The 26,638-nt window shown below is 66.6% G+C and carries 22 protein-coding genes; 10 read left to right on the plus strand and 12 right to left on the minus strand.

Features of this window, described 5'->3' with window-relative positions; translation table 11 throughout:
* Position 1: 1 nt before the first annotated feature.
* Complete coding sequence (locus QMX81_RS00775) at positions 2–961, minus strand: cation diffusion facilitator family transporter (RefSeq protein ID WP_152151190.1); 960 nt, start codon at positions 959–961, stop codon at positions 2–4.
* A gap of 282 nt (positions 962–1,243) precedes the next feature.
* Between QMX81_RS00775 and QMX81_RS00780 the strand changes: the two genes are divergently transcribed.
* On the plus strand, positions 1,244–4,123 hold the full coding sequence (locus QMX81_RS00780; RefSeq protein ID WP_282257458.1) for a PAS domain-containing protein: 2,880 nt from the start codon (positions 1,244–1,246) through the stop codon (positions 4,121–4,123).
* Positions 4,124–4,138: 15 nt separating this feature from the next.
* On the opposite strand, the gene QMX81_RS00785 is transcribed toward QMX81_RS00780, so the two are convergent.
* The 10 genes from QMX81_RS00785 to QMX81_RS00830 all read right to left on the minus strand — a co-directional run bounded on the left by QMX81_RS00785 (position 4,139) and on the right by QMX81_RS00830 (position 16,706).
* Complete coding sequence (locus QMX81_RS00785) at positions 4,139–4,519, minus strand: response regulator (RefSeq protein WP_183073659.1); 381 nt, start codon at positions 4,517–4,519, stop codon at positions 4,139–4,141.
* 144 nt (positions 4,520–4,663) lie between these two features.
* Positions 4,664–7,087, minus strand: coding sequence for a hybrid sensor histidine kinase/response regulator (locus QMX81_RS00790; RefSeq protein ID WP_282257461.1), 2,424 nt, complete (start codon positions 7,085–7,087; stop codon positions 4,664–4,666).
* Positions 7,080–7,553: a response regulator gene (locus QMX81_RS00795; protein ID WP_282257462.1), complete on the minus strand. Its 474-nt coding sequence runs from the start codon at positions 7,551–7,553 to the stop codon at positions 7,080–7,082. Before QMX81_RS00795 ends, QMX81_RS00790 begins: the two co-directional genes overlap by 8 nt.
* Positions 7,550–9,787: an ATP-binding protein gene (locus tag QMX81_RS00800; RefSeq protein WP_282257463.1), complete on the minus strand. Its 2,238-nt coding sequence runs from the start codon at positions 9,785–9,787 to the stop codon at positions 7,550–7,552. Before QMX81_RS00800 ends, QMX81_RS00795 begins: the two co-directional genes overlap by 4 nt.
* Before the next feature lie 177 nt (positions 9,788–9,964).
* Complete coding sequence (locus tag QMX81_RS00805; RefSeq protein WP_282257465.1) at positions 9,965–12,529, minus strand: TonB-dependent receptor; 2,565 nt, start codon at positions 12,527–12,529, stop codon at positions 9,965–9,967.
* Between the two features lie 141 nt (positions 12,530–12,670).
* The gene (locus QMX81_RS00810) at positions 12,671–13,207 is read right to left on the minus strand and encodes a TlpA disulfide reductase family protein (protein WP_282257467.1); all 537 of its coding nucleotides are present in this window, start codon (positions 13,205–13,207) and stop codon (positions 12,671–12,673) included.
* Positions 13,204–14,205, minus strand: a complete 1,002-nt coding sequence (locus tag QMX81_RS00815) for a cytochrome c peroxidase (protein ID WP_282257469.1) — start codon at positions 14,203–14,205, stop codon at positions 13,204–13,206. Before QMX81_RS00815 ends, QMX81_RS00810 begins: the two co-directional genes overlap by 4 nt.
* Before the next feature lie 13 nt (positions 14,206–14,218).
* On the minus strand, positions 14,219–14,668 hold the full coding sequence (locus tag QMX81_RS00820) for a protein-disulfide reductase DsbD domain-containing protein (protein WP_282257471.1): 450 nt from the start codon (positions 14,666–14,668) through the stop codon (positions 14,219–14,221).
* On the minus strand, positions 14,665–15,246 hold the full coding sequence (locus QMX81_RS00825) for a YceI family protein (protein ID WP_121037434.1): 582 nt from the start codon (positions 15,244–15,246) through the stop codon (positions 14,665–14,667). The genes QMX81_RS00820 and QMX81_RS00825 overlap by 4 nt, the downstream gene beginning before the upstream one ends.
* Before the next feature lie 116 nt (positions 15,247–15,362).
* Positions 15,363–16,706, minus strand: a complete 1,344-nt coding sequence (locus QMX81_RS00830) for a TlpA disulfide reductase family protein (RefSeq protein WP_152151203.1) — start codon at positions 16,704–16,706, stop codon at positions 15,363–15,365.
* A 309-nt stretch (positions 16,707–17,015) separates the two neighbouring features.
* On the opposite strand from QMX81_RS00830, the gene QMX81_RS00835 reads away from it, so the two are divergent.
* The 9 genes from QMX81_RS00835 to QMX81_RS00875 all read left to right on the plus strand — a co-directional run bounded on the left by QMX81_RS00835 (position 17,016) and on the right by QMX81_RS00875 (position 25,404).
* Entirely contained in the window at positions 17,016–17,624 is a 609-nt protein-coding gene (locus QMX81_RS00835) for a hypothetical protein (protein WP_121037428.1), read from the plus strand.
* 115 nt (positions 17,625–17,739) lie between these two features.
* Positions 17,740–18,780, plus strand: coding sequence for a hypothetical protein (locus QMX81_RS00840; RefSeq protein WP_121037426.1), 1,041 nt, complete (start codon positions 17,740–17,742; stop codon positions 18,778–18,780).
* A gap of 354 nt (positions 18,781–19,134) precedes the next feature.
* Entirely contained in the window at positions 19,135–19,995 is an 861-nt protein-coding gene (locus QMX81_RS00845) for an STAS domain-containing protein (RefSeq protein ID WP_121037423.1), read from the plus strand.
* Position 19,996: 1 nt separating this feature from the next.
* Positions 19,997–20,368, plus strand: coding sequence for an STAS domain-containing protein (locus QMX81_RS00850; RefSeq protein WP_019184175.1), 372 nt, complete (start codon positions 19,997–19,999; stop codon positions 20,366–20,368).
* Entirely contained in the window at positions 20,365–20,766 is a 402-nt protein-coding gene (locus QMX81_RS00855) for an anti-sigma regulatory factor (RefSeq protein ID WP_121037420.1), read from the plus strand. Before QMX81_RS00850 ends, QMX81_RS00855 begins: the two co-directional genes overlap by 4 nt.
* Entirely contained in the window at positions 20,757–21,773 is a 1,017-nt protein-coding gene (locus QMX81_RS00860; protein WP_282257483.1) for an ATP-binding protein, read from the plus strand. Before QMX81_RS00855 ends, QMX81_RS00860 begins: the two co-directional genes overlap by 10 nt.
* Entirely contained in the window at positions 21,770–22,630 is an 861-nt protein-coding gene (locus QMX81_RS00865) for an ATP-binding protein (protein WP_121037414.1), read from the plus strand. Before QMX81_RS00860 ends, QMX81_RS00865 begins: the two co-directional genes overlap by 4 nt.
* Complete coding sequence (locus tag QMX81_RS00870; RefSeq protein WP_282257487.1) at positions 22,617–24,560, plus strand: response regulator; 1,944 nt, start codon at positions 22,617–22,619, stop codon at positions 24,558–24,560. Before QMX81_RS00865 ends, QMX81_RS00870 begins: the two co-directional genes overlap by 14 nt.
* Before the next feature lie 55 nt (positions 24,561–24,615).
* On the plus strand, positions 24,616–25,404 hold the full coding sequence (locus tag QMX81_RS00875; protein ID WP_282257488.1) for a CHAD domain-containing protein: 789 nt from the start codon (positions 24,616–24,618) through the stop codon (positions 25,402–25,404).
* Between the two features lie 28 nt (positions 25,405–25,432).
* Here the strand turns inward: QMX81_RS00875 and QMX81_RS00880 are convergent, their stop codons facing one another.
* Positions 25,433–26,623, minus strand: a complete 1,191-nt coding sequence (locus QMX81_RS00880; protein WP_282257489.1) for an MFS transporter — start codon at positions 26,621–26,623, stop codon at positions 25,433–25,435.
* Positions 26,624–26,638 lie beyond the last annotated feature (15 nt).

Below are 26,638 nucleotides of genomic sequence, written 5' to 3' on the forward strand. Positions count from 1 at the left end.
GTCACGTGTCGGGATGGGGTTCCCCCAACGCTGCCCGCCGCGCCTGGAACACCTCCGGCGTCTGCGGTTTCACGAACAGCGCGACCAGCTCGGGGTACTCGGCTTTCACCGCCTTTTCAATGCGCGTGATGCAGGCCTCGATCTGCGGGGTGGTGCGATCGTCCTCGAACTCCGCACTCAGCATCGCGACCACCTGGTCCGGGCCCATCTGCATCGTGGTCACGCCATTGGCGCGGCGCAGGTCCGCATCGTGGGTGGCGACGGCAAGAATGCGTTTGGCGACGGCCGGGTGCGCGGGCTCACCGACCAGCAGGCCCTTGGTCTCGCGGGCGAGCAGGAAGGCGGTGACCGCCAGCACGCCGGCGATGCACAGCGACGCCACGCCATCCAGGACCGGCATGTCCAGCAACTGCGCGGCAAGCAGGCCGACCAGCGCAAAACCCAAGCCGAGCAGGGCGGCGCTATCTTCCAGCAGCACGGTGAAGGTGGAGGGGTCCTTGCTGCGACGGAACGCCTCGAAGTAACCCATCGCCCCCTTGGTGGCGCGGAATTCGCGCAGCGCGATCCACCATGAGGTGCCTTCGAACACAAAGGAGATGCCCAGCACCACGTAACTGATCAGGTGGTTGGTGGCCGGCTCGGGGGTGCGGATGTGCTGGATGCCTTCATAGGCCGATACACCGGCACCGGCGGCGAACACCAGCAGCGCCACGATGAAACTCCAGAAGTACAGCTCGCGCCCGTAGCCGAAGGGATGGAGCGTATCCGGCTTCTGCTCGGCACGGCGCAGGCCGTACAACAGCAGCAACTCGTTGATGGTGTCCACCAGCGAGTGGACGCCCTCGCTGAGCATGGCCGAGCTGCCGGAGATGCCGGCGGCGACGAACTTGGCGATGGCAATGGCCAGGTTGCCGGCGAGGGCGGCATAGATGACGAGACGGGAGCCCGTTGGCTTGGCCATGGCAGTGGTGGGGTGGGGAGGTGCGCGCATCATCGCCAACGGTGCGTCCCGGGCGCGTGCACATCGATCCAGGCGCTGGCACCGTCTGCCGGCCTTGACATGGATTTGCCCCGCTTGGCTTACATTGCTTTCCGCCTTCCGGCTGGCCCCCGCTGCCTGCCGTTCCCCCAGCTCCTGCAATGCCTTCAGTTCAAGGTTCGGTGCCCCGATGATGTCCATCCTTCCCTGGTCTGCCGCGCAGCTGCGCGGCACGCGCGCCCCGGTGGTTCTGGAGCGGTGCGCATGAGCGCAGTGGCGGGGCGCTTTCCCGGCAGCACCGGGCCGATGGCCGAGCAGGTCCGTGCACTGGATTGGCAGGCGACCCCGGTGGGGCCGATCGAGACCTGGCCGGGCGCGCTGCGCAATGCGGTCAATCTGATCCTGGCCTCGCCCGAAAGCATGTACGTGGTCTGGGGCGATGACCTGACGTTCTTCTTCAACGATGCCTACAGCCCGATTCTGGGGCCCCGCCTGGAGGGCGCGCTCGGCGCGCCGTTGAGGGAGCTGTGGGCCGATGCCTGGGATGCCGTACGCGCGCCGATCGAGAACGCCTTTGCCGGTGAATCCTCCCGCTACGAGAACCTGCCGGTGGCGATGAGCCGTCAGGGCGTGCCTGAAGAGACCTGGTGGACGTTCTCGTTTTCGCCGATCTTCCTCGACGATGGCAGGGTCGGTGGCGCGTTCTGCGTGACCAACGAGGTGACCAGCATCATCGTGGCCCAGCAGCGCCTGGCCAAGGAGAACGAGCGGCTCATCGCGCTGTTCGACAAGTCGCCGATGTTCATGGCCTTCCTCAGCGGGCCTGAGCATCGGGTCGAGCTGGCCAATCCGGGTTACCAACGGCTGGTCGGCAATCGCCATGTGCTGGGCAAGTCGATCCGGGAGGCGCTGCCGGAAATCGTCGACCAGGGTTTCATGCCGCTGTTGGATGAGGTGTACCGCACCGGCACACCGTATATCGGCAGCGAGGTGGTGTACGACGCGCCGTTCCCGTCCGATCCGTCCTCGGCCCGGCGCATGCTGGATATCGTCTTCCAGCCTGTGGCCGGTGAGGATGGCAGCACGGCAGGCGTATTCGTTCAGGGCCTGGATGTCACCTCCCACATCGAGCTGCAGCGCACGATGCGGCAGGTGGAGGCGCGCAATCGCCAGATCATCGACAGTGCCAGCGATTACGCGATCGTCGCCTCGGACCTGCAGGGCAAGGTGACCCTGTGGAATGCCGGGGCCGAGCACATCTTCGGCTGGACCGAGGCGGAGATGCTGGGTCAGAACGTGGAGGTGATCTACACCGCTGACGATATCCAGGCCAAGCGGTTGCGGCACAACCAGGGCGTCTCGATGGCCTCGGGTGGGGTCAGTGGTGAGCGCTGGCTGGCGCGCAGGTCCGGCGAGCGCTTCTGGGCCAGCGGGGCGATGACCGTGCTGCGCGATGAAGATGGCGCCGTGCTGGGCTTCGTCAAGGTACTGGGCGACCGCACCCAGGAGCGCCGCGCCAGCGATGCACTGGCCCATAGCGAGCGCCGCCTCGGCGCGCTGGTGAGCGCCTCCTCGCAGTCGCTGTATGCGGTCACCGCGGACTGGCGCGAGATGCGTCAGATCCTGGCGACCGGGCCGGTGGCACCGGACGAGAGCCTGCCTGCGGTCACCGACTGGCGAGAACGCTACGTACACCCCGATGATCGTGCCCTGCTTGAGCAGGCCATTGCGCGTGCGATGGCGCAGCGGCTGCCGCTGGAACTGGAGCACCGCAGCCTGCTGGCCGATGGCAGTGTGCGTTGGGTGCAGATGCGTGCGGTGCCCTTGCTGGACAGCGCCGGTGAGATCACCGAGTGGTTCGGCACCGCCTCGGATGTGACCGAGCGGCGTCAGGCCGAAGAGCAGCTGCGCGAGTTGACCTTGACCCTGGAAGAGCGCGTGCAGACCCGCAGCGCCGCGTTGCAGGTGGCCGAGGAGCGGCTGCGGCAGAGTCAGAAGATGGAGGCCGTGGGTCAGTTGACCGGTGGCCTGGCGCATGACTTCAACAACCTGCTGACCGCCATCTCGGTGGGGCTGGAGCTGCTGGAGCTGCGGATCGATCAGGGGCGGTATGACGACATCGGCCGCTACCTGGAGATGGCGCAGTCCAGCGCGTCGCGTGCCACGGCGCTCACCCAGCGCTTGCTGGCGTTCTCCCGCCGGCAGACGCTCGCGCCCACGCCGGTGGTGGCTGATACGATGGTGCGCGGCATGCTGGATATCATTTCGCGCACGCTGGGGCCTTCGATCGCGATCTCCACGCAGTTGGCGTCCGATCCCTGGGCGGTACTGGTGGATGTGCCGCAGATGGAAAATGCGCTGCTGAATCTGTGCATCAATGCCCGCGACGCGATGCCTCAGGGTGGCCCGCTGCTGATCAGCGCGGCCAACGTGAGCCTGCGTGGCGAGGGCGCGGCGGCGCTGGATACGCCGCCGGGCGATTACGTCCGGCTGGCCGTCAAGGACGCGGGGACCGGCATGGAGGCGGCGGTGATCGAAAAAGTATTCGAGCCGTTCTTCACCACCAAGCCGATCGGGCAGGGGACCGGCCTGGGGCTGTCGATGATCTATGGCTTCACCCGCCAATCCGGCGGGCAGGTGCGGATCGATTCCCAGGTTGGCCACGGCACCACGGTGGAACTCTACCTGCCGCGCTTCGTCGGCGAGACCCCTGCGGACGCCGCCCAAGAACCCTCACAGGACCTGCCGGCGCGTTCAGCGCCCAGCGTCGGCACCATTCTGGTGGTGGAAGACGAGGAAGCGATCCGCGCGCTGTTGACCGAGGTCCTTGGCGGCGCGGGTTATAGGGTGTTGCAGGCACCGGAAGGAGGCCAGGCCATCGACCTGCTGCGCTCCGACGAGACGATCGACCTGCTGATCACCGATGTGGGGCTGACCGGTGGGCTCAATGGCCGTCAGGTCGCTGACGCCGGCCGCCAGGTGCGTCCCGCGTTGCCGGTGTTGTTCATCACCGGCTACGCGGCGTCGGCAGCGGTGGGCGCGGGCCAGCTGGAGGACGGCATGGAAGTGCTGACCAAGCCCTTCACGACCGCCGAACTGGAGCGACGCGCCCGCGCGCTGTTGGCGATCAGGAACCCGTCGTAGCCAGGCCAGCTGCTGTCAGAGCAGGGACCTGACCGAGGTCACCAGTTGCTTGAGCGTGAATGGCTTGCGCAGCAGTTTGATCTCCTCGCCGCGGAAGTCGGGCCGGGCCCCGGCGGGCCCCGCGTAGCCGGTCACCAACAGGATCGGCATGGCCGGGTGCAGGGTCGTGGCGATCGTGGCCAGATCGCGACCGTCCATGCCGGGCAGGCCGACATCGGACACCAGCAGGTCGAACGGGCCGTCGTGCCTGAGGCAACCCAGCGCGGCCTCGGCATCGCCGACGTCGAGGACATCGAAGCCATCGTCGTTGAGGATGTCCTTGGTCATCTCCCGGATGGGCGCATCGTCTTCGACGAGAAGCACGCGGCATCGTGGGTGGGTTCGTGCGGCAGTCATTGCGGGCGGAGATCCTCGTGGCGTGCAGCCACCGGTGCGGATCTCCACCTTAGCGCCGGTGCGTGTTAGCCGGCCGTGCATCGCGTGCCAGCCCCATGTCATGACCGGGGGCGGGTGCCCGTCACGGCACCGCCTGGCATGGCCTCAGTTCAAGGCGCTGCCGCTCTGGGTGGGGCTTTCATCCAACAGGGCAGTGCGGATGGACCGCGCCAGATCGCTGCGGGTGAAGGGCTTGGCCAACAGGGCGATGGTGCGGCCAACGGTGCCGCTTGCGTCGATATCGCGCGGATAACCCGAGGTGAACAGCACCCGCAGGCCGGGCTTGCGGACCAGTGCCTGCTTGGCCAGGGCCCAGCCGGACATGCCCGGCATCACGATGTCGGAGAACAGCAGGTCCACGCTGACGTCGGTGCGATCCAGCAACCGCAGCGCCGAGGGGCCGTCATGCGCCTCGAGCACGCGATAGCCCAGCTGGCGCAGGGTATCGACGGTGTAAGCGCGCACATCGTCGTTGTCCTCGGCGACCAGCACGGTCGTTTCCGCCTCGACCTCGAAGGCGTCCAGCGCCTGTGCATCGGCCGGGCGCACGCTCGGCAGGGCGGAGGCTGAGCGCGGGAACAGCAGCGTGATCGTGGTGCCGCTGCCCTCGGTGGAATCGAGCAGAACATGCCCGCCGGATTGCTTGGCGAAGCCATACACCATCGACAGGCCCAACCCGGTGCCACGGCCAACCTCCTTGGTGGTGAAGAAGGGCTCGAACACCCGCGCCATGACCTCCGGCGGCATGCCCTGGCCGCTGTCGCGGACGCGCACCATGGCGTACTGGCCGGGCGGAACGTCCGGGTGCTGCGCCGCGTAATCCTTGTCCAGGTGGATGTTGTCCATCTCGATGGTCAGGCGGCCGCCCTCGGGCATGGCATCGCGTGCATTCACCGCCAGGTTGAGGATCGAGGCTTCCAGCTGGCTCGGATCGATCTCCACGCACCAGATATCCGGGCTGTGCACCATGTCGATCTGCACCAGCTCGCCCAGCGACCGTTTGAGCATGTCCTGCATGCCGCGCATTTCTTCGTTCAGATCCACCGGCAGGTTCTTCAGCGGCTGCCGACGCGAGAAGGCGAGCAGGCGCTGGGTGACGTTGGCCGCACGCATGACGCCCTTCATCGCGTTGTCGAGCGCGCGTGACGAATTGCCTGCCGTGTCGCCGAGCCGGTCGGTCAGCATCTTGGCGTACTCGATGTTGCCGGCGATGACGGTCAGGATGTTGTTGAAATCATGCGCGATGCCACCGGTCAGCTGGCCCACCGCCTCGATTTTCTGGCTGTGCCGCAGCGCTTCTTCAGCCTGCCGCCGCGCGGTGGTTTCCACGGCCTCGGAGACGACGGCGGTGATCCGTGCCTGATGGTCGAACAGGGGGCGGAAGGAGAAATCGAACGTGCGCTTGCCGGTCGGCAGGCGCAGTTCCAGTTCGTGGCGCGACGCCGTGCCCGCCGCAGCCTCCAGGATGGCCGTGCAGACAACGCCGGGAACGCCGGGCGTGTCGGCGAACCACGCCGATTCGCAGTACAGGTTGCCACGCACGTCCTGCTTGTCCGCCAGGATGGCGGCCAGCGAGGCCGAATTGGTGTCGATGATGTGGCCATCCAGGGTCAGCAGGTTCTGGTGCTGGAAACTGGATTCGAACAGCGCCTGCAGCCGGCTTTCGCTCCGGTGCAGTGCCGAGGTCCGCTCATCCACCTGGCGCTCCAGGGACTCGTTACTGGCCTTCAGCAACGACTGCGCTTGCTTGAGGTCGCTGATATCGCGCGCCAGGGCGTAGTAGCCCAGCACCGACCCATCCGGTGCCAGCTCGGGTACGCAGTCCACCTGGGCATGGCGGGCGGCACCGTTGCTGCGCAGGGAGAGCATGTCGAAGCTGACTTTCTCACCGAGCAGCACCCGGTCGAGATGTTGCTGGATGCTGTTGAACGTGTCCTCGCCGACGACCTCGCGGGTGTGCCGGCCGATCAGGCTGTCGGGCGTGCGGCCGTGCCACTCGATATAGGCGTTGTTGGCGAAACGGTAGCGGTGGTCATGGCCGAAGTAGGCGATCAGCGCGGGCCGCGAATCGGTGATCAGCTTCAGCCGCTGGTGGCTGTCGTGCAGTTCGGCCTCGATACGCAGCAGCCGGCGGCGCTCCTGGGCTTCATGGATGCCCCGGACCACGGCATCGGGCAGGCGCTGCAGGCGCGATTTGACTACATAGTCGCGCGCGCCGCGCTTGAGCGCCTGCACGGCGAGTTCTTCGGTAAGCGTGCCGGAAACGAAGATGAAAGGAATCCCGGGGGCGATCTCGCTGGCCAGGGCGAGGGCAGCGTCGCCATCGAAGCCTGGCAGCACGTGGTCGGCCAGGATCACATCGAACGAGGCGGTGGTCAGGGCATCGAGCATGCCCTGGTGCGACCAGGTGCGTTCGGCCGTGAACGGGAGCCCGGCGCGGCGCAGCTGCGCGGTGATCAGCTCTGCATCCAGTGCACTGTCTTCGACCATCAGGATCCTGATGGTCTTTGTTGTGGCGGCCTCAGCCATCGTTTGTACTCTTCCCACCGAACAGGGTGCCGTGCGGTGGCGGCTGATTGGTGATGCCCCAGAACATGCCCAGCCCCTGGATCGCCTCGAGGAACTCCTTGAAATCCACCGGCTTGACCACGAAGGCGTTGACGCCCAGTTCGTAGCTGCGGATCAGATCCTGTTCTTCCCGCGAGGAGGTCAGCATCACCACCGGGGTGCTGCTCAGGGCGCGGTCGCTGCGGATTTCCTTGAGGACTTCCAGGCCGTTGAGCTTGGGCAGTTTCAAATCCAGCAGCACCACCACCGGGCCGCCGTGCATGGCGCCTGCATAGGGACCCTGGCAGCGGAGATACTCCAGCGCTTCCACGCCGTCGCGCACATGGGTCACGTCGTTGAGCAGCTGGCAGCGCGCAAGCGCCGCCATCGTCAATTCGGCGTCTTTCGGGTTGTCTTCTACGAGCAGGATCGGTCGCAGATCTCTCATAGGTGGTCTCCATCAGCAAAGGGAATGGTGAAATAGAAGGTGGCGCCGGCGCCGACCTGGCCTTCGGCCCAGGTGCGGCCGCCATGGCGGGTGATGATGCGGTGCACGTTGGCCAGGCCGATGCCGGTGCCTTCGTACTCATCGACGTGATGCAGCCGCTGGAACACGCCGAACAGCTTGTCCACATAGCGCATGTCGAAACCGCAACCGTTGTCTTTCACGAAGAAGATGTCCTCCGTGTCATTGCGTTGGTGACCCACCTCGATGCGTGGCTCGGGCGTGTCACGGGTGAACTTGATCGCGTTGGACAGCAGGTTCTGCCAGACCAGCCGCAGCATGCCGGGGTCGGCCAGTACCCTGGGCAGCGTCCTGATCTCCCAGGCGATGGCACGGCCGGTGTATTCCATGTCCAGCTTGTGGCGCACGTCGTCGGCCAAGGCGGTCATGTCCATCGCGATCTGGCCCATCGTGGAGCGGCCCATCTGCGAGAAGCTGAGCAGATCATCCACCAGCGTCCCTGCCGATTTTGCCGACTCCACGATGGTCTCGAGGAATCTCTTTTCTGAATCGTTCAATCGCTCGCCGGCCGACGACCACAGCAGTTCGGAGTAGCCCACGATGTGGCGGAATGGTGCGCGCAGGTCATGACTGACCGAATAGGAGAACGCTTCGAGCTCCTTGTTGCTGCGGAGCAACTGTTCATTCAACGCCGCCATCTCCTCGGCCTTGCGCAGCACGATGTCCACGATCGCGGTGCGCAGTTCCAGCGCGGCATCACGGTCGACCTCGTTCCAGGGCAGCGACTGCTCGCGCACCGTCTGCTTCCAGCCTTCGAAGGAGGTGCGCGGCGACAGCGGCTGCTCGCTTTCTTCCTTGCGCGGATCACCGCCCCAGCGGACGGTGCGGACCACCTCCGGCCGGAACCAGATCACGAAGCTGTCGTGGATCTGCGAGATGGAGATGGCCAGCACGCCACTGGCGACGCCGGCGAAGGCTTCGGCGTGCTTCCATTGCTGCGGGAGCGTGTCGGTGCAGAAGATGTCGCCCTCGATAGGCTGGGCGGTCAACCACTGGACCAGCTGCATCACCTGGCGCTGGCTCGGGCAGTCGCCGTGCAGGATGCATTCGCCACGGTGCACGATCGCCGCACCGGCCGATTGGGTCAGCGCGAGCAGGCTGCGTTGATCGCGGCCCAGCGCGGCCATGAAGTCGGTATCGCCGGCCATCCGGCCGAGCAGCCGCACCTGGATGGCGCGGCGTGCAATGCGTTCTTCGACCTGCACCGCGCGCTGCTTCAGCGAAATCTGCAGCGACAGGATCTGGCCAATGAACTCGCAGGCCGTGCGCACGTGGTACGGCACCCGGCGCGCGCGCCGGTTATGGCAGGAGATCAGGCCCCACAGTTCGCCCTCGCACAGCACCGAGACCGACATCGATGCACCGGTGCCCATGTTGCGCATGTACTGCAGGTGCACCGGGGAGACGCTGCGCAGCATGGCCGGGCCGAGGTCGGTGGGCGGCGCCTCGGCGATCGCGGGCACGCGCACCAGCGGTACCGGGGTGTAGTGGCTGTCAGCGATCAGCCGGATCCGGTTCTGCCGGTACAGCTCACGCGCCTGCGCGGGAATGTTCGATTCCGGGAAGCGCAGATCCAGGTAGGAGGGCAACACGCTGTTGCGGTCCTCGGCCACGACCGCGCCGTTCCAGTCCGGGTCGAACTGGTAGATCATCGTGCGGTCGAAGCCGGTCAGCTCGCGGATATGCACCGCGGCGATCTCACTTAGGGCCTGCGTGGTGGGCGCCCGCTCGATCGCGGCCATGAAGCGGCGGATCGAGGGATAGAGGTCTTCCAGCGAGCCTGGCTCGCCCGGCACCGGGGCTTCCAGCTCGATGATGACGTCATCCCCGATGCGGTGCGCCACCGTAGGGTGGTGGCCGGCCATGCCGACCGGAAGCGCGCCGAGGAAGTGCGAAGCACCTTGCTCCAGCGCCACCAGCAGCGGCCTGCAGTGGGCCAGCGTGCCGCCGAGCACGGTGTCAAGGGATTGCCCGAGCGGATCGCCGAGCGTCTCGATGAGTTCCGGCCGCGCGACGGCGCGGGCGTTGACGGTCAATGTCGGGTGGTCGAGGACCAGGATCAATCCGTAGGGCTGGATCGCGCCGGGGGTACGGATCGGCTCACGCGCACAGCTGGACAGATCCAAGGCGCTTGCGCCGGAATTCCTCGAGGACATTCATTGACTCCTGATCTTTACCAGTGCTGGACACCGCCCAAAGGGCACGGCGGCACCTGGTCTTTCAGGAGCACACACCGTCACCTGCGACGCGGTGTGCCACAGTTCCCTTATTTTTGCATAGGCGATCGTCCTGATTTGTGAGGATGCGACGGTGTTCCTTGCGCTGCGCGCGGATCAGTCCCAGCGGTAACTGAGGGTGGCTGACCAGAGCCCACCGGAGCCATCGATCGGACCCCCATTGGCGTAGCGGTAGTACTCGTTCGCCGCCAGCAGCGGCTCGGGCAGTTTCGTGACCTTGCGGTCGAACACGTTGTTGGCGTTCAGTGCCACGTCCCAGCCGCCGGGCAGGGTGGCGCCCAGTTGCAGATCGGTGATCCAGAGGCCGCCGATGTCGTAGGCGATCTCGGCCTGGCCCGCATAAGGCCCACTGCTGGCCACCGTGGTCGGCGATCCATAGCGTTGGATGTCCCCGTAGCGGCTCTGGCGCAGGCCGACGCGGTAGCGGCCCAAGCTCCAGTCAAGGCCCAGCACCTGCCGGGACTTCGGCGCCTTGTAAAGCAACTCGTTCTGCGATCCGGTGCTGAACACCGGCACATTGAAGGCGGCCAGCACCGCGGGCGTGGGGGCCAGGCCGGTGATCTTCGCGCGGGTATGGCTGCTGGCCAGGGTCCAGCGCAGGGCACCGGCGCGGCCAAGATCCCAGCGGCCTTCCAGGGTGGCCTCCACGCCTTCGGTGCGGGTGTTGGCGGCATTGATGAAGTAGCGCACACCGTCCTGGGCACCGAGCCCGACCGAGGTGACCAGCGCACCGGAGCCGGGATACAGGCCCTCGCGGAACGTGGTGGACAAGGCAATGCGATCGTCCACATCGATGCGGTAGGCATCCACGGTCAGCGACGCGCCCTGCCACGGCTCGGCCACGATCCCCAGGCTGAGGCTGCGCGAGGTTTCCGGGCGCAGTGGCTGCGCGCCCAGGGCGATGGCCTGCGGCGAGCCGGCCTGCAGGATGTGGTCGGTGTAGAAATTGCCATTGGAGGTGTTGCGGTAGGCCTGCGCAGCGAGGGAAGGTGCCTGGAAGCCGTTGCTGATCGTGCCGCGCAGGGCAAGCCGGGGGTGCACAGCGAAGCGGGTGGACAGGCGACCGGTGGTCTCGCTGCCGAAATCCGAGTAACGCTCATGCCGGCCGGCCAGGTCCACCCGCCAGCGTGCGCCCAGGTCGGCAGCGACGCCGACGTACACCGCGCCGCTGTTGCGGCTGACATCCACCGCATCTTCCGGCCGATAGCCGGGCAGGGCCTGCGAGCCGCCCAGGCCGATGCCCAGTACGGTGCCGGCATACGGACCATCCAGCACCCGCTGCCCGCCATGGGTATAGGACTGCACGTCGCCGGCGCCGATCCGGTAGCGCTCGTCGCGGTACTCCGCACCCGAGCTGAGCTCCAGTGGCGCGGCCAGCCACGCGGTCTGCAGCCGGCGGCGCACATCCAGATTGTGGGTCCAAGCGCTGTAGCGCAGGTCGCCGATATAGAAGTCGGTCTGGCTGTCCAGCCCATAAGTGGGGTTGATGCTGTTGTGCAGGTTGATGTCCATCGCATCGCGCCCGTAGCCGCTGCTGAGGTCCCAATCCCACTCGCCGGCCTGGCCGCGGACGCCCAGCGTCAGCGCGGCATCGTTCTCGTCGATGTGCTCGGTGGGTGCGAAGCCATCCGGATCGATGGCCCGCACCACTTCGTTGCGAAGCGGCTGGCGGAAGTTCTGCGGTGCCCATGCATCGCGCTGGGCCAGCGTCAGCAGCCCGTAGGCCTCTACCGTCGCCGCCAGGGGCAGGCTGGCATTGGCGGTGGCGGTCTTGGTGCGGAACGCGCGGATGCCGCGGTTGCGCCAGGCGTTGTTGTCGCGGGTGGCTTCGCGCGGATCCGGCGTGGCACCGGCGGGTAGCGTCGGGTTGCTGGCCTGGTTGCCACCGGGCCGGATCGCCGTGCCGGCCGAGTTGCGCGGGAAGTAATACAGGAAGGTATCGCGTGCGGGGCTGGTGTAGTCGGTGGCGTGCTGATCATCCAGCTGTGCGGCCAGATGCAGATAGCCGCCATCGCCGATGCCGAAGCCGACATCGGCCTGCACCACGCGCGAACGGCCATCGCCGGCGAAGTAGGTGCCATCGCGGTAGGAGACGTTGCCGCCACGCGCCGCCTTGTTGGTGACGATATTGATCACCCCGGCGATGGCGTCCGAGCCGTAGATCGCCGAGGCGCCATCGCGCAGCACTTCGATGCGCTCGATCGCACCGGTGGGGATCAGGGCGAGATCGGCCGGTGCGGCGCCGCCGAAACCACCGGCGCCCAGCAGTGCGGTGGCGTGGCGGCGTTTGCCATCCACCAGCACCAGCACGTGGCTGGCGTTGAGGCCACGCAGCTGTCCGGCGCGCACCATGCTGTTCAGATCGCCGGTTTCCAGCGGCAGGTTGAAGCTGGGCACGGTGGTGTTGAGCACATCCAGCAGGCTGGTCGCGTTGGCCGCGCGGATGTCTTCCGCCGACAGCACATCGATCGGTGCCGCGCTTTCGCGCACGGTGCGGCCTTGGGCGCGGGTGCCGGTCACGGTGACCGTATCGAGCGTGGCGGTGCTGGTAGCGGTGATGGCACTGGCATTCGTCTCCGGCGCTGCGTGGGCGGCAAGGGGCAGGGAGAGCGCGGAAACGATGGCCAGGGCCAACGGCAGGCGATGGTGCGTGGACAGCATGGAGGATCCCCAGGGAGAAGAAAGGCCGATGCGCAGGGGCATGCGGCGGGCAGGCAACGGCGGTAGCGCCGGATCAGGCGCGGTGAGGCAGCGCACCCGGACAACAGCGTTCGGCCGCGGCGGCGATGCGCCGGGCGTGGATCACGGCGCCCCCCTCGCGGCAGCGGCCCAGCGCTCGAGATCGGCCGGATGCAGCGGTCCGTTGTGGACCTGCAGGACCGTGCCCTGCGCATCGATCAACACCGAGAAGGGCAGTGTCCCGATGCGGTTGCCGAACGTGGCGGCGCTGCCGGGCGGGCCGTCGCTCTCCACCAGTTGCCGATAGGTGAGCTGAAGCTGGTCGCGCAGGGCGTTGGCAGCCTCGATGTCGTCCAGTGCGATGCCGACCACCTGCACGCCGTTCGGCAGCGGTGCCTGCGCCTGCGAGAAATGCTGCAGGTCCGGCAGCTCCTTCAGGCAGGGCCCACACCAGCTGGCCCAGTAGTTGAGCAGCACCGGGCGGCCGCGCCATTGCGCCAGCGCCGCCGGGGCGCCGTCCAGATCGGTCCAGTGCAGGGCGGGCGCGGCCTGGCCGGCGGATGCGGGGGGTGTTGGCGGGGCTGCGTGCGATGCCAGGGGCAGCGCGAGCATCAGTACGCTGGCCAGCAGCGCCGGCAGATGCGAAGCAGGAGAGGTCATGGAGGGGAGGCCATCGAAGACGTCGCACGCGACGCGAAGCGGTCATCGGTCAAGGTGTGCAGGAACTGTTCGATATCGTCGATCTCCGCTTCGGTCAGGTGCAGCGGATCGCGCAGCTGTGCATCGCGGCCGATCGAATCGGCGATCACCTTGCCGGGGTCGTTGTAGTACACGATCACCTCGCGCAGGGTCTTGAACATGCCGTTGTGCATGTACGGCGCGGTCAGTGCGACGTTGCGCAGGCCGGGCACCTTGAACTCGCCCTTCTGCGTGGGATCGCCGGTGATGCCGCCGCGGCCCTCGTCATTGAACTCGCGGCCGTTGTAGATGCCGATGTTCTTGAAGCGGTCCGAGGTGAAATCCTCGCCGGCGTGGCAGCTCACGCACTGTGCCTTGGTGATGAACAGCAGGCGGCCGCGCTTGGCCGCGTCGCTGATCGCGTCTTCCTGGCCGAGTGCATAACGGTCGTAGGGACTGTCCACGGTATTGAGGGTCTTCTGGTAGGCGCCCAGCGCCCGGCCCAGCGTGCGCGGGCTGGGTGCGGCGTTGTAGGTCGCCTGGAAGCGCGCGACCCACGCCGGGTCTGCAAGCAGCCGGGCCACTGCCTGATCCACCGGCAGGTCCATTTCCAGCGGGTTGGCGATCGGCGCCAGGGCCTGCTCTTCCAGGGTTTCGCTGCGGCCATCCCAGAAGAAACGGGTGCGCCCGGCACTGTTCATCACGCTGGGGGTGTTGCGGGTGCCCACACGGCCTTCCACGCCCAGGCTGAGCGCACGGTCATCGGCGAATGCGCGGGCAGGCTGGTGGCAGCTGGCGCACGACACCGTGCGGTCGCGCGACAGGATGGGATCGAAGAACAACTGGCGGCCCAGCTGGGCGCGTGGGTTGTCGGAGAGATCACCGTCGTAGGTCGGGGCATCGGCGGAGAACACCGGCGCCAGTACCGCAACGCCGATCAGCGCGGCCAGCAGGGCAAGGGAGCGGACAGGGCGGGACATGGCGGTGCCGCGCTCAACGCGCGGCGATCTCCTGCTGGACCAGCTCGCACAGCCCGCTCTCCTCGAAGCACACCTGGGCACGCAGGGTGCCGTTCACCGGTCCGGTGCCGGCGGCGACCGGCAGGCGCAGCTGACCGCGTTCGCTGAAGTAGGTATAGCGATACTCGCCGGCGAAACTGCGGCCGTGCCCTTCGCGCGGCGCGACCGAGCGCAGCGGTCCCTGCGCCTGTTCGCCACCGGCCAGGGTCACCCGCGCTGCCCGTGGGCCGATCTGCGGTTGCTCGAAATCCGAGGCATACAGAATCCAGCCGGGTTCGATGCGGGCGTCGATCACCAGCTCACGGGTGCCGTCGGTGCGCGCTTCCAAGCGCGGATCGAGTGCGACCTTCGGGGTATCGGCGGCGGCCGCGCCGAACGGGATGAGCAGCAACGCGGCAACCCACGGGGCAAGGCTGCGACTCACTCCTTCGCCCCCTGGCCCTCGGTGGTGATGCGCAGCTGCACCTCGTCGGCGATGTTGGGCAGGAACCCGGTCAGGCCGAACTCACTGCGGCGGATGACGGCCGTGGCGTTGAAGCCGATCGTGGGCACCTTGCGGCTCGGGTGTTCGCCCACTTTGTTGAGCGTGGCCTCAAGCACGACCGGGCGGGTCACCCCATGCAGCGTCAGCTCACCGGTGATTTTCAGGCGGCCGGTGCCTTGCGACACCACCGAGGTACTGCGGAAGCTGGCCTGCGGGTGCTTGGCCACATCGAACAGCTTGTCGCCCTTGACGATCTCGTCCAGTTTCGGGACGTGGGTGGCCAGCTCGGCCAGTGGCAGCTCCACCTGCACCTGCGACGCAGCGGGCTTGGCCGCATCGTAGATGAGCGTGCCGCTGCTGATCGCCGCGCGGCCGGTCGGGAAGGAGAAACCGTTGTGGTTCCAGGTGAACAGCACATCGGTGTGGGTGGGGTCGAGCTGATAGGTCACCGGCGCGGCGGTCGCCACGGCGGGTGCGCTGGAAAGGGCAAGCAGTGCGAGTATCAGGGGAGTACGCATGTGAAGTTCTCTGGGCAGTGGCGCGCAGTCGCCCGCGGCATCACGAAGAGGCCGTGCCGGGCAGGCAGCGCAGGAGCGGGTGAGCAACGGCCAGACGCGCTGGCCGCTGCAGCGGGTTACGGGGCGACCGCCAGTGATGCGGTCGTCGCCGGGGCGGCGGGAGCAGCGGCGCTGGCCGCGTACGGATCCGGTTCGGCGATCAGTCCGTCAAGCAGGCTGTTGAAGCGGGTCACGTAATCCCGGTGATACTCACCGGTGACCGTGCCGGTGTAGCCGGTATAGATCTCGCGGACCTTGCCGTCGCGGCCGATGATGATCGTGGTCGGGAAGGCGGCCATGTAATTGAGCCCCTTCAGTTTTTCGGTGGCGACTTTCTTGTCGGCGATACCACCGAACACGATGTCGTAACGGATGTCGAAATAATCCTTGAAGGTGGTCAGGGTCTTCTGGAAATAATCGAAGTTGTCTTCCTGCTCGAAGGCAACGGCCACCGCTTCCACCCCACGGTGATGGTTCTGCTTGAACCACGGCGCCAGGAAGTAGGTCTGGTCGGTGCAGTTGGGGCACCAGGTGCCGATCACTTCAACAATCACCACCTTGCCGCGGTACTTGTCGTCCTGCAGCGTGACCTGCTTGCCCTGCAGATCGGGGAAGCTGAAATCTATGCGGTCCTGGCCATCCTTGAGGAAGGTGAGCTTGTACGGATCGGGCAGCTCCACCTTGTCGCTCTTCTCGGCCTCGAACTTGACCACGTTGTAAATGCCGCTGCCGAACGCGCCCTGGATGTTGCCGTCTTCATCGATCGTGCCGCGGATCAGCAACGGGCTCGGCCCGCTGAAGCCGGACAGATAGAAGCGGTTGCCCTGTACGGTGCCTTCCAGCTCGCGGGTATCGCCGACGACGGTCATGAACACGCCCGAGAGGCGGTTTCCTTCCTGCTTGAGCAGGGCCACCTGGTTGCGCTTGTCCTGGCGGGCAGCCTTGTCGATGGTCTGCACGGCCCACTTGCCGCTGAGGTCCGCCGCCGGCGCCTCGTCCTGGCCGGGCTTGACGAAGCGCCATGCCGCGCCCTGTTCGGCGGTGAAGGCCAGGTTGCGCGCCCCGTTGCGGCTGGGCACCAGGTCCTTGTACTGGCCCACGAGGTGTTTGCCATCCTCGGAGACCTTGCCTTCCAGGACGGCGTCGTAGGTGTTCATCCTCACCGAGAACGTCCCGTCATCGCGCGGGGTGACCTTGAATTTGTCCGTACGCGTGCCGTTGAGCAGGGTGAAGGTCGCGTCCTGCGCGCGCTTGCCCTTCACTTCGAAATTGAAGGGGATGGGGTCGCCATCGATGGTGAATTCGCCGCGCCAGACGCCTTCGGCAGGAAAGGGTGCCTTGGTCGCCGCCGATGCGGCGAAGGACAGGCTTGAGGCCAGGAACAGGGTCGCGACAACGCGACCGGATAATGCCAGTGTCATGAGAGTGCTTCCAGATAATCCCCTTGGACGCGCCAAGTCGCCGGCGATGCAGCCCCCGTTCCACTGCATCCGCTGAAAGGCCATCCCTGGCCGGTCACGTGCCATCCCTGGCGTAATGGGATTATTGCCACGTGAATGTCGTAAAAGTTCATCGCCGCTTGGTACGCATGTTCATCAGCATATTCACAGGCGCGACGATGGCAGGCTGATAACCGTTTTGATATCAGCGGATTTGCCGCTGTGCACGACATCGAAGACCATGGTGGCCTGAGCTGTTCGGCCGCGGGCCGATAAAGGAGGGAGGTCATCGTGACGCCAAGGGAAGGTATCCAAGTCTCGGTCTACACCCGCTGGCACCAGCTGGCAGTGCCGCTCGCATTCGCGTTGGCGGCGGGCAGTTTCATGTTCATCGTGCTCAATCGCGGCCCGGTGGGCGTCGCCATCCTGGTGGCGATGCTATGCCTGGTGCTGCCACCGCTGCTGGCCTTCCAGGGGTTCCCGACGCGCAACGAAGTGATGGTCCTGCCCGACGGTTTGATGTTCTCGCGGCGCGATGCGGTGCCCTTCGATGAGCTGTCCAGCTGGGGCACCGATGACTATCTGAAACTGGTGCGGCCGGGCCGGGCGACACTGATGGTGAGTGCGGCCGATCTGCAGAGCCGTGATCGCTTGCTGCGCGAATTCGACCAGGCGCTGGCGACCTGGCAACGCCAGCAGCCAGCGGTCAGCGAGCCGATCCGCCGCACGCACTTCTATGGCTCCGCGCGTGCGGCCGCCATCGGCGCGGTGATCATCGGATTGGGCGTGCTGTGCATGGTGATGGCATTGCGGCTGCGTGAGCCGTCCATCGAACTGGCGGCTGTCGGTGCGCTGGGTGGGCTGGTCGGTGTGATCATGCTGCTCGGTCGGCGGGTCTGATCAGGCCTGGTGTCCACACCGTCTTGTTTTCAGCGTCTCGCATATTTCACGAGCTGAAGCGCAGCCTGCCGATGCGAGCTGCGTCCGCAGCGCATGAAAAGGAGTGCCATACGCTATGAATACCCGAGGCGATTACGCCCACCCCGAGCCCGTCGCTGCGGCGACTGTGGCCGTGGTCACCCCACCGCCGGTGGTGGATCTTCCGCGCGACAGCGCCGTGTCATGGGGTGCGATCCTGGCCGGTGCGATTGCGGCGGCCGCGCTTTCGTTGATCCTGGTGATTCTCGGCGTGGGCCTGGGCCTGTCGTCCGTCTCGCCGTGGTCGTTTGAAGGCGTGACGGCCGAGACGTTTGGCTGGTCCAGCATTGCCTGGTTGACCTTCACCGCCATCGCAGCCTCCGGTCTGGGTGGCTATCTGGCCGGTCGCCTGCGCACGAAGTGGAGCAACCTACACGGCGATGAAACCTACTTCCGCGATACCGCGCATGGTTTCGTGTCGTGGGCCGTGGCCACGCTGCTGACGGCCGCGCTGCTGACCTCTGCGATCGGCGGCATTCTCGGTGCCGGTGCCAAGGTGGCTGGTGCTACCGCAGGTGCGGCAGCCTCCACTGCGGGTGGTATCGCCGCCGCGGGTGCGGGCTCGGCCGCGATGGGCAGTGACCAGGGGGACGTGCAGTACTGGGTGGATTCGCTGTTCCGCGCCAACCCGACCGCGGCGCAGCCCGCGCCGCCGGCCGGCCCGGCCGATGCAGCGGCACTGTCGGCACCGCCAGTCAATGGCGCACCGCCGCCGCCGCGCCCGATGCCGGGTGCAGACCGCCGTCCGGACAGTCGTGAGGTGCGCACCGAGGTCAACCGCATCATCGTCAACAGCCTCAAGTCCGACACCATGGACCCTGCCGATACGCAGTACCTGGGTCAGCTGGTGGCGGCACAGACGGGCATGAGTCAGGCCGAAGCCCAGGCCCGCGTGACCGATGTGCAGACCCGCCTGCGTGCGGCCTTGGACAACGCCAAGCAGCAGGCCAAGCAGGCGGCGGACGATGCCCGCAAGGCCACCGCTTACGCTGCGCTGTGGCTGTTCATCACGCTGCTCATCGGTGCCTTCATTGCCAGCCTGAGTGCTACCTGGGGCGGCCGTCGCCGCGACCTGTGAACCTGATCATCCCAAGGGAGGAAACACCATGAAGTACATTCTGCTGTGGATGCTCGGCATTCCGATTCCGCTGCTGCTCCTGTTCGCGCTGCTGCGCTGACCGCTCCACCATCAGGCCGCCTTAGGGCGGCCTGATGCGTTATGGCGGGCTGCCCATGGAGGGGCGGTACGCGCACCGCCTATCGCAACAATCTGAATGAGTCAGGGAGGTGCACGGAACCTTCACGCCATCGGCATCTGCCGTCATGCCCAATCTTCCTGAATTCATTTAAGCTTTGAAGATTGCGACCCCCATTCATATCGGTGATGGGTCGCCAGCCCACCCGGTGTATCCCTTCTTTCAGGACCCTTTCCATGGCGGCTTTGCAGCAGCGCACGATCGATCTCATCCGCAGCCATCAGGAGCCCCTGCTGGCCGCATGGGCCGGCAATCTGGCCGGTTCCAGCCAGGCGCAGGACGGCCGGCTGTCGTCCCGCGAGCTGGACAGCCAGGTCCGCGAATTCTGGCGCCTGTTCCTCGATGCGGTGTCGGCCACCGACGTCAGCTCGATCGCACGCGTGGAGTGGCAGGACATCCGCCGCTTCCTGGAAGAACTTTCCCGCGAGCGCGTGCTGAAGGGATTCAACTCGTCGGAGACCGCGAGCTTCATCTTCTCGCTCAAGCGACCGCTGTTCGACGTGATCCAGCAGGGGTATGCCAATGACCCGGCGCAGCTGGGCGACCAGCTGTGGGCGATCTCCGAGCTGATCGATCAGCTGGGGCTGCACACGGTCAGCGTGTTCCAGAAAACCCGCGAAGACGTGATTCAGCGCCAGCAGGAAGAAATGCTCGAGCTGTCCACGCCCGTGGTGAAGCTGTGGGACGGTGTGCTGGCGCTGCCGATGATCGGCACGCTGGATTCGCAGCGCACCCAGGTGGTGATGGAGTCGCTGCTGCAGCGCATCGTGGATACCGGTTCTGAAATCGCCATCATCGATATCACCGGCGTGCCGACCGTGGATACGCTGGTGGCCCAGCATCTGCTGAAGACCGTCACTGCCATCCGCCTGATGGGCGCCGATGCGATCATCAGCGGCGTGCGACCGCAGATCGCCCAGACCATCGTGCACCTCGGGCTGGACCTGCAGGGCATCGTGACCAAGGCCAATCTGGCCGACGCACTGGCGCTGGCGCTCAAGCGCACCGGTCAGACCGTCACCCGGACCGCCCGCTGAGATGGAGCGCATCCCGATCCTGCAGATGGGCGATCTGCTGCTGGTGACGATCCAGGTGGACATGCATGACCAGCTCGCGCTGACGCTGCAGGACGACCTCACCGAGAAGATCCGCAGCACCTCCGCGCGCGGTGTGCTGATCGACATTTCCGCACTGGATATCGTCGATTCGTTCATCGGCCGCATGATCGCCACCATTTCGTCGCTGGCCCGGATCATGGATGCCACCACGGTCGTGGTGGGCATGCAGCCGGCCGTGGCGATCACGCTGGTGGAGCTGGGCCTTACGCTCAGTGGCGTGCGCACCGCGCTCAATGTGGAGCGGGGCATGAAGCTGCTGCAGCGTACCGACGAAGACGAAGCTGCCTCATGAGTGCGTCCAGTGGTTCGCTGCCGATCCGCATCGAGCAGGATGTCGTACTGGCCCGCCAGGCCGCGCGCCAGATCTGCGTGGCCTGCAAGCTGCGTCTGATCGACCAGACCAAGCTGGTCACGGCCGCCAGCGAGCTGGCCCGCAACGCCGTGATCTACGGCGGCGGCGGAACCATGGACTGGGAGGTCGTGGAGAAAGGCCTGCGCAAAGGCGTCCGGCTGGTCTTCGCCGATAACGGCCCCGGCATCCCTGATGTCGCGCAGGCCCTTACCGATGGCTGGTCATCCGGCTCGGGCATGGGCCTGGGGCTGTCCGGGTCGCGCCGGCTGGTGGATGAATTCGAACTGGAGAGTGCGCCGGGGCAAGGCACCCGCATCACGATCACCAAATGGAGCTGAACTTCGCCGGGCAGGTAACGCGGGTCGTGCTGGTCGAAGAAACCTCCCAGGTCGGACAGGCCCGGCGCGAAGCGCTGGCGCTGGCCGATCATGTCGGCCTGGACGAAATGGACGCCGGCCGCGCGGCGTTGGTGGCCACGGAGATGGCGACCAACGTGCTCAAGCATGGGCGCGGCGGACGCATGTATCTGTCCGTGGTCTGTGGCCGCGGCGGCAACGGTGTGGAGCTGTGCACCGTGGACACCGGTCCGGGCTTTTCCCTGGCCGAGTGTCTTCCGGACGGCTACTCGACCGGGGGCACCCAAGGGCTGGGGCTCGGTGCGATCCAGCGCCAGGCCACCGTGCTGGATGCCTGGTCCGATGCCAAGGGCGCGGTGGTGGTGGCGCGGATCTACGCCAGCCGTGCGCCACGCGATATCGATGTGGCCTACGGCGCGCTGCGCATTCCGATGCGGCACGAGCTGGCGTGCGGCGATGCATGGCATATCCGCGCCGACGGACCAACCGTGGCGGTGACCGTGATCGATGGCCTCGGCCATGGACTGCCCGCCGCCGATGCGTCGCGGGCCGGCGTGGAGGCAGTCGCGCACACGGCCGCGGGCGGCGCAGCGGCGTTGATCGGCGTCCTGCACGCGGGCATGTCCGGCACCCGGGGCGGTGCAGCGGCCGTTGCCTGCGTGGACGTGGCCACCCTGCAGGTGGAGTTTGCCGGTATCGGCAATATCGCCGCGAGCCTGTGCGAGCCCACCGGTTCGCGTGGGTTGGCCTCACACCCGGGTATCGTGGGCGTGCAGTACCGCAAGGCACAACCATTCCATTTTCACGCGGCGGCAGGCACGCTGCTGGTCATGCATAGTGATGGCCTGCAGGCGCGCTGGAGCCTGCGTGACTACCCCGGTCTGCTGCACCGCCACCCGGCATTGATCGTGGCGGTGCTGCAGCGTGATTTCGATCGTGGCCGGGATGACGCCGGCATTGTTGCCCTGCGTCTTGGAGATCTGCATTGAGCGCTTCACCCGATGATCAGGAGCTGCAACGGCTGCGCCTGGAAGCCGATGCGCTGCGCGCTGAGTTGGATGAAACCAATCAGGGGGTGCTCGCCTTGTATGCCGAGCTGGACGAGCAGGCCGAGCAACTGCGCGAGGTGTCCGAGCTGAAGAGCCGGTTCCTGTCGTACATGAGCCATGAGTTCCGCACGCCACTGGGCTCGATCCTGAGCATGACGCGCCTGTTGGAGGACGGCATGGATGGCCCGCTGACCGAGGAGCAGCGTCGGCAGGTGCGCTTCATCAGCGCCTCGACCAGTGAACTGCGCGAGATGGTGGACGACCTGCTGGATCTGGCCAAGATCGAGGCGGGGCGGATCACCATTTCGCCGGCCTGGTTCGACCTGATGGACCTGTTCTCCGCGCTGCGTGGCATGTTCCGCCCGCTGGTGGAAGGCAATCAGGTGGACCTGGTATTCGAAGACCCCCCGGTCATGCCGCTGCTCTATACCGACGACAAGAAGCTGGCGCAGATCCTGCGCAACTTCATTTCCAACGCATTGAAGTTCACGCCCAATGGCCAGGTGGTGGTATCCACCCGGCTGGAAGGTGAGAGCGCCGTGCGCTTCAGCGTGCGCGATACCGGCATCGGTATCCCCGCCGAACTCCAGTCGACCCTGTTCGAGGATTTCGTGCAGGTGGATACACCGCTGCAGAAGCGCCTGCGCGGAACCGGCCTTGGTTTGTCCCTGTGCAAGCGATTTGCCGAGCTGCTGGGTGGGCATGTCGGGGTTGAGAGTGACATCGGCAAAGGCTCGGACTTCTATGTCGTACTGCCGCTGACACTGGCCACGGAGGCCACGCATGCCCAGTCCTGATCGCATCCTGGTGGTGGATGACAATGTGGCGACCCGTTACGCGGTGCGCCGCGTACTTGAGCACCACGGGTTCCATGTCGAGGAAGCGGGCACCGGCGGTGAGGGACTCAAACGCCTGGCCGAACATGATTTCGGCGCGCTGGTGCTGGATGTGAACCTGCCGGACATGAGCGGCTTCGATGTGGTGCGCCAGCTGCGTGAGGACGCGCGGCTGCAGTTGCTGCCGGTGGTACACGTCTCTGCCGCATCCATCGCTACCGGTGACATGATCACCGGCCTGAACGCCGGCGCCGATGCCTATCTGATCCATCCGGTCGATCCGGATGTGTTGTTGGCCACGCTGCGCAGCCTGCTTCGCGCCCGCCGGGCCGAAGAGGCGCTGCGCGAAACCGAGGCGCGGTTCCGCGAGATTTTCCGCCATATCAATGCCCCGATCGCGGTACTGGATGCGTCACTGAACGCACACGATGCCAACGATGCGTTCACCCGTCTGCTGGGCCAGCAGGCAGGGCCAGGTCAACTCGATCAGCTGCTGCAGGATCAGGTCGTCCCGCTCAGTGCGTTGAAAGTCGCGCTGGCCGAAGGCGAACGGTGGCAGGGAACCTTCAGCCTTCGGGTCGGCGGTGCCGTGCGCATGACCGAGTGGCGGGTGACCCCGTACCAGGCCGCAGGGCAGGGCCTGGTGCTGATCGAAGACACCACCGAACACCATGCGCGCGCCAACGAGCAGCGCCAGGAACTGGAGAGCGCAACCTCTGAGCTTGCCTTCCAGATCGCCGAGCGCGAGCGCACCGAGATCGAGTTGATGCAGGCGCAGAAGATGGACGCGCTGGGCCAGCTCACCGGCGGCATCGCGCACGATTTCAACAACCTGCTGACCACGATCATCTCCGGGCTGGACATGATCGAGATCGCCGCCTCCAGCGGTAAATGGGACAAGGCTTCGCGCTATGTCGAGATCGCGACGGGCTCGGCACACCGTGCCGCCGCGCTGACCCAGCGCATGCTGGCGTTTGCCCGCAAACAGCCGCTCGATCCGCAGACCTTCGATGTCGTGGCGCGGGTGCGCTCGCTGGAAGACATGCTGCAGCGATCGATCGGTGAGAACATCGAACTCGAGCTGGAACTGGGCGTTGAACCGCTGATCGCGGTCGCCGACCCGAACCAGTTCGAGAACGTGATCCTCAACCTGGTCATCAACGCCCGCGATGCACTGGCGGGCCAGGGGCTGATCCGCATCCGCGCCGGACGTGCCCAGATCGAGCGCGACCATGAGCTTGCGCCTGGCCACTACATCACCGTCACCGTGCTCGACAATGGCGTCGGCATACCCGCGGAGCTGTTGACCAAGGTATTCGAGCCCTTCTTCACCACCAAGCCGCAGGGCGAGGGGACCGGGCTGGGGCTGTCGATGACCTATGGGTTCGCGCGCCAATCCGGCGGCAGTGCGCGCATTGCCAGCGAACGGGGCGAGGGCACCGAGATCGAGCTGCTGCTGCCCGAGGGGCAGCTCCAGTCTGCGGCCCACGACACATTGGCACCCGCACAGCTGACCCGTGGCAGTGCCGAGCGGATTCTGCTGGTGGACGATACCGATTCGGTACGCATGATGGTCCGGGAGATGCTGGTGGAGGCCGGTTATCAGGTCGTTGAGGCCATCAACGCACAGCAGGCCCTGTTGGAACTGCATTCGGACCGCGAGCTGGACCTGCTGCTGTCCGATGTGGGGCTGCCGGGCATGAACGGCCGTGAGCTTGCCGACGCAGCACGGGTATTGCGCCCGCATTTGCCGGTGCTGTTCGTCACCGGTTACACAGAGAGTGCGGCCGTCCGTAATGAGTTCCTGGGGCAGGGCATGTCGTTGCTGCCCAAGCCGTTCAGTGTGAACGAGCTGCTTCGGGGCGTGCGGCAGATGTTCAACCCGGGCTGAGCTGGCGGACCGCCGGCATGGGTACAATCCCCCGACGCCTCCGGGGGAAACCGCCATGTCGCCACCCGCCATCGGCCCTGCCGCCCGCGCACTGGCAGACCGTGAGTGCAGGGCCATCGCCGCTGCGCTGGCGCTCCAGCCCGATGTCCACGATGCCGTGCATCGGGCGCGCAAGACGATACGCCGCCTTCGCGCGCTGCTCGCCGTGCTGGAGAGCAGCGACCTTGAGACCGCCCGGACCGACGCGGCCCTGCGCCGGCTCGGCCACGGGTTGTCGGCCTTGCGCGATGCCCATGTGGTGGTGGAGACCTGCCAGCACCTCGCCGCGCAGCAGCCCGCCCCGCCGTGGGCGGAGGTGTGCAGGCGGTTGATGGCGCGGCGCGACGTACTGCTCGCCCGGGCGCTGGCGCGCGACCCGGCGTTTGCACGTCGTCACGCGGCGCTGCTGCGTATCGCCGGTGAACTCCAGGCGCAGCCATGGGACGCGCTGAGTGCGCGCGATCTCCGCAAGGGTCTGGCCCGCAGCGAACGCCGTACTGCCAAGGCGGAGAAGCGCGCCGCCCGCACCGCAGATCCGCAGGACCTGCATCGCTGGCGGCGCAGAGTGCGTCGCCTGCGGATGCAGTTGGAGGCGATGCCCGCACTGGACAGTGCGCTCGCGGCCTCGGTCAAACGGACAGGACCGGGCCACCAGGCGCGCGCGCTGCATGCGCTGGGTGATCAGCTTGGCAGGCAACAGGACCTGCGGATGGTCCGCAACCTGGTGCGGGTGATGCCGGGCGTGCCGGAACGGCGTGGGTTGCTTGCGCAGATCGATGCTGCACTGGCCGCTGCGCGCGGCTGAGCGGTGGCCGCCGGCGCTACGACAATGATCATGTCGCCAGTGCGGCACCGCGGTGACTGGCGTGCCGGGCAAGCACCGCGACCCACATCGAAGCCATCAACACCCCGGCGCTGGCGATGAACGTGGCGCGATAGCCGAGCCCGTCAAACAGCACGCCGCCCAGGGTGGCGCCCAGCGCGATCGCCATCTGTACAACGGCCACCATCAGCCCACCGGCGGCTTCTCCATCGCGTGGCAGCGTCCTGGCCAGCCAGGTCCACCACGCAACCGGTGCCGAGGTGCCGAACAGACCCCACAGGCCAAGCAGTATCGCCGTCAGCGGCAGTGCCGGGTCCGCCAATGCCAGGGCCAGGGCCAACGCCGCCATCAGCAACGGAAGCACGATCAAGGTGGCATACAGCCAGTTCTTCACGAACGGCTCGATCAACACGGTGCCGATCACCCCGGCACCGCCGATCATCAGCAGGATCAGCGACAGCGTCGAGACGGTGATGCCGCCCACTGTCTCCAGATAGGGCCGCAGGTAGGTGAACAGTGCGAACTGCCCCATGAAGAACAGACAGGTGGCGAGCATGCCCAGCGCCACAACGCGGTGCCGGAGCAGCCCGAGCACGTTCCATGAGGCGGGCGCACCGGTTGCCTGCATGCGCGGCAGCGTCGCCATCTTCCACAGCAGGGCGGCAAAGGCCACGGGCACCAGCAGGAAGAACGCGCCGCGCCAGCCGACCACGGCACCGAAGTAGCTTCCCAGCGGTGCCGCCACCACCATGGCCAGGGCATTGCCGCCATTGACCAGCGCCAGCGCGCGCGGCACCTGGTGTGGTGGTATCAGGCGCATGGCAGTGGCCGCCGACATCGACCAGAAGCCACCGATCGCGATGCCGATCAACGCGCGCCCGACCATGAAGGTGGTGAAGTCCGGGGCCAATGCGGCGAGCGTCGCCGACAGCATCATGGTCACGGTAAGCGCGAGCAGCAGCCGCTTGCGATCGACCCCGCCGGCGAGAGGCGCGATGATCAGGCTGGTGACCAGTGCGAAGGCGCCGGAGACGGCGATGGCCTGACCGGCCTGCCCCTCGCTGACGTGCAGATCGCGCGCCAGCGGAGTGAGCAGGCTCACCGGCATGAACTCGGCGGCCACGAGGGCAAACGCACCGAGGGACATCGCCAGCACGCCGCCCCATTGGCGGGCGGTGGCATTCACCGGCGGTGAGGGCACGAGCACGTCCTGATG

It is taken from the genome of Stenotrophomonas sp. PS02301, assembly GCF_029959485.1.
Taxonomy (GTDB): Bacteria; Pseudomonadota; Gammaproteobacteria; order Xanthomonadales; family Xanthomonadaceae; genus Stenotrophomonas; species Stenotrophomonas maltophilia_Z.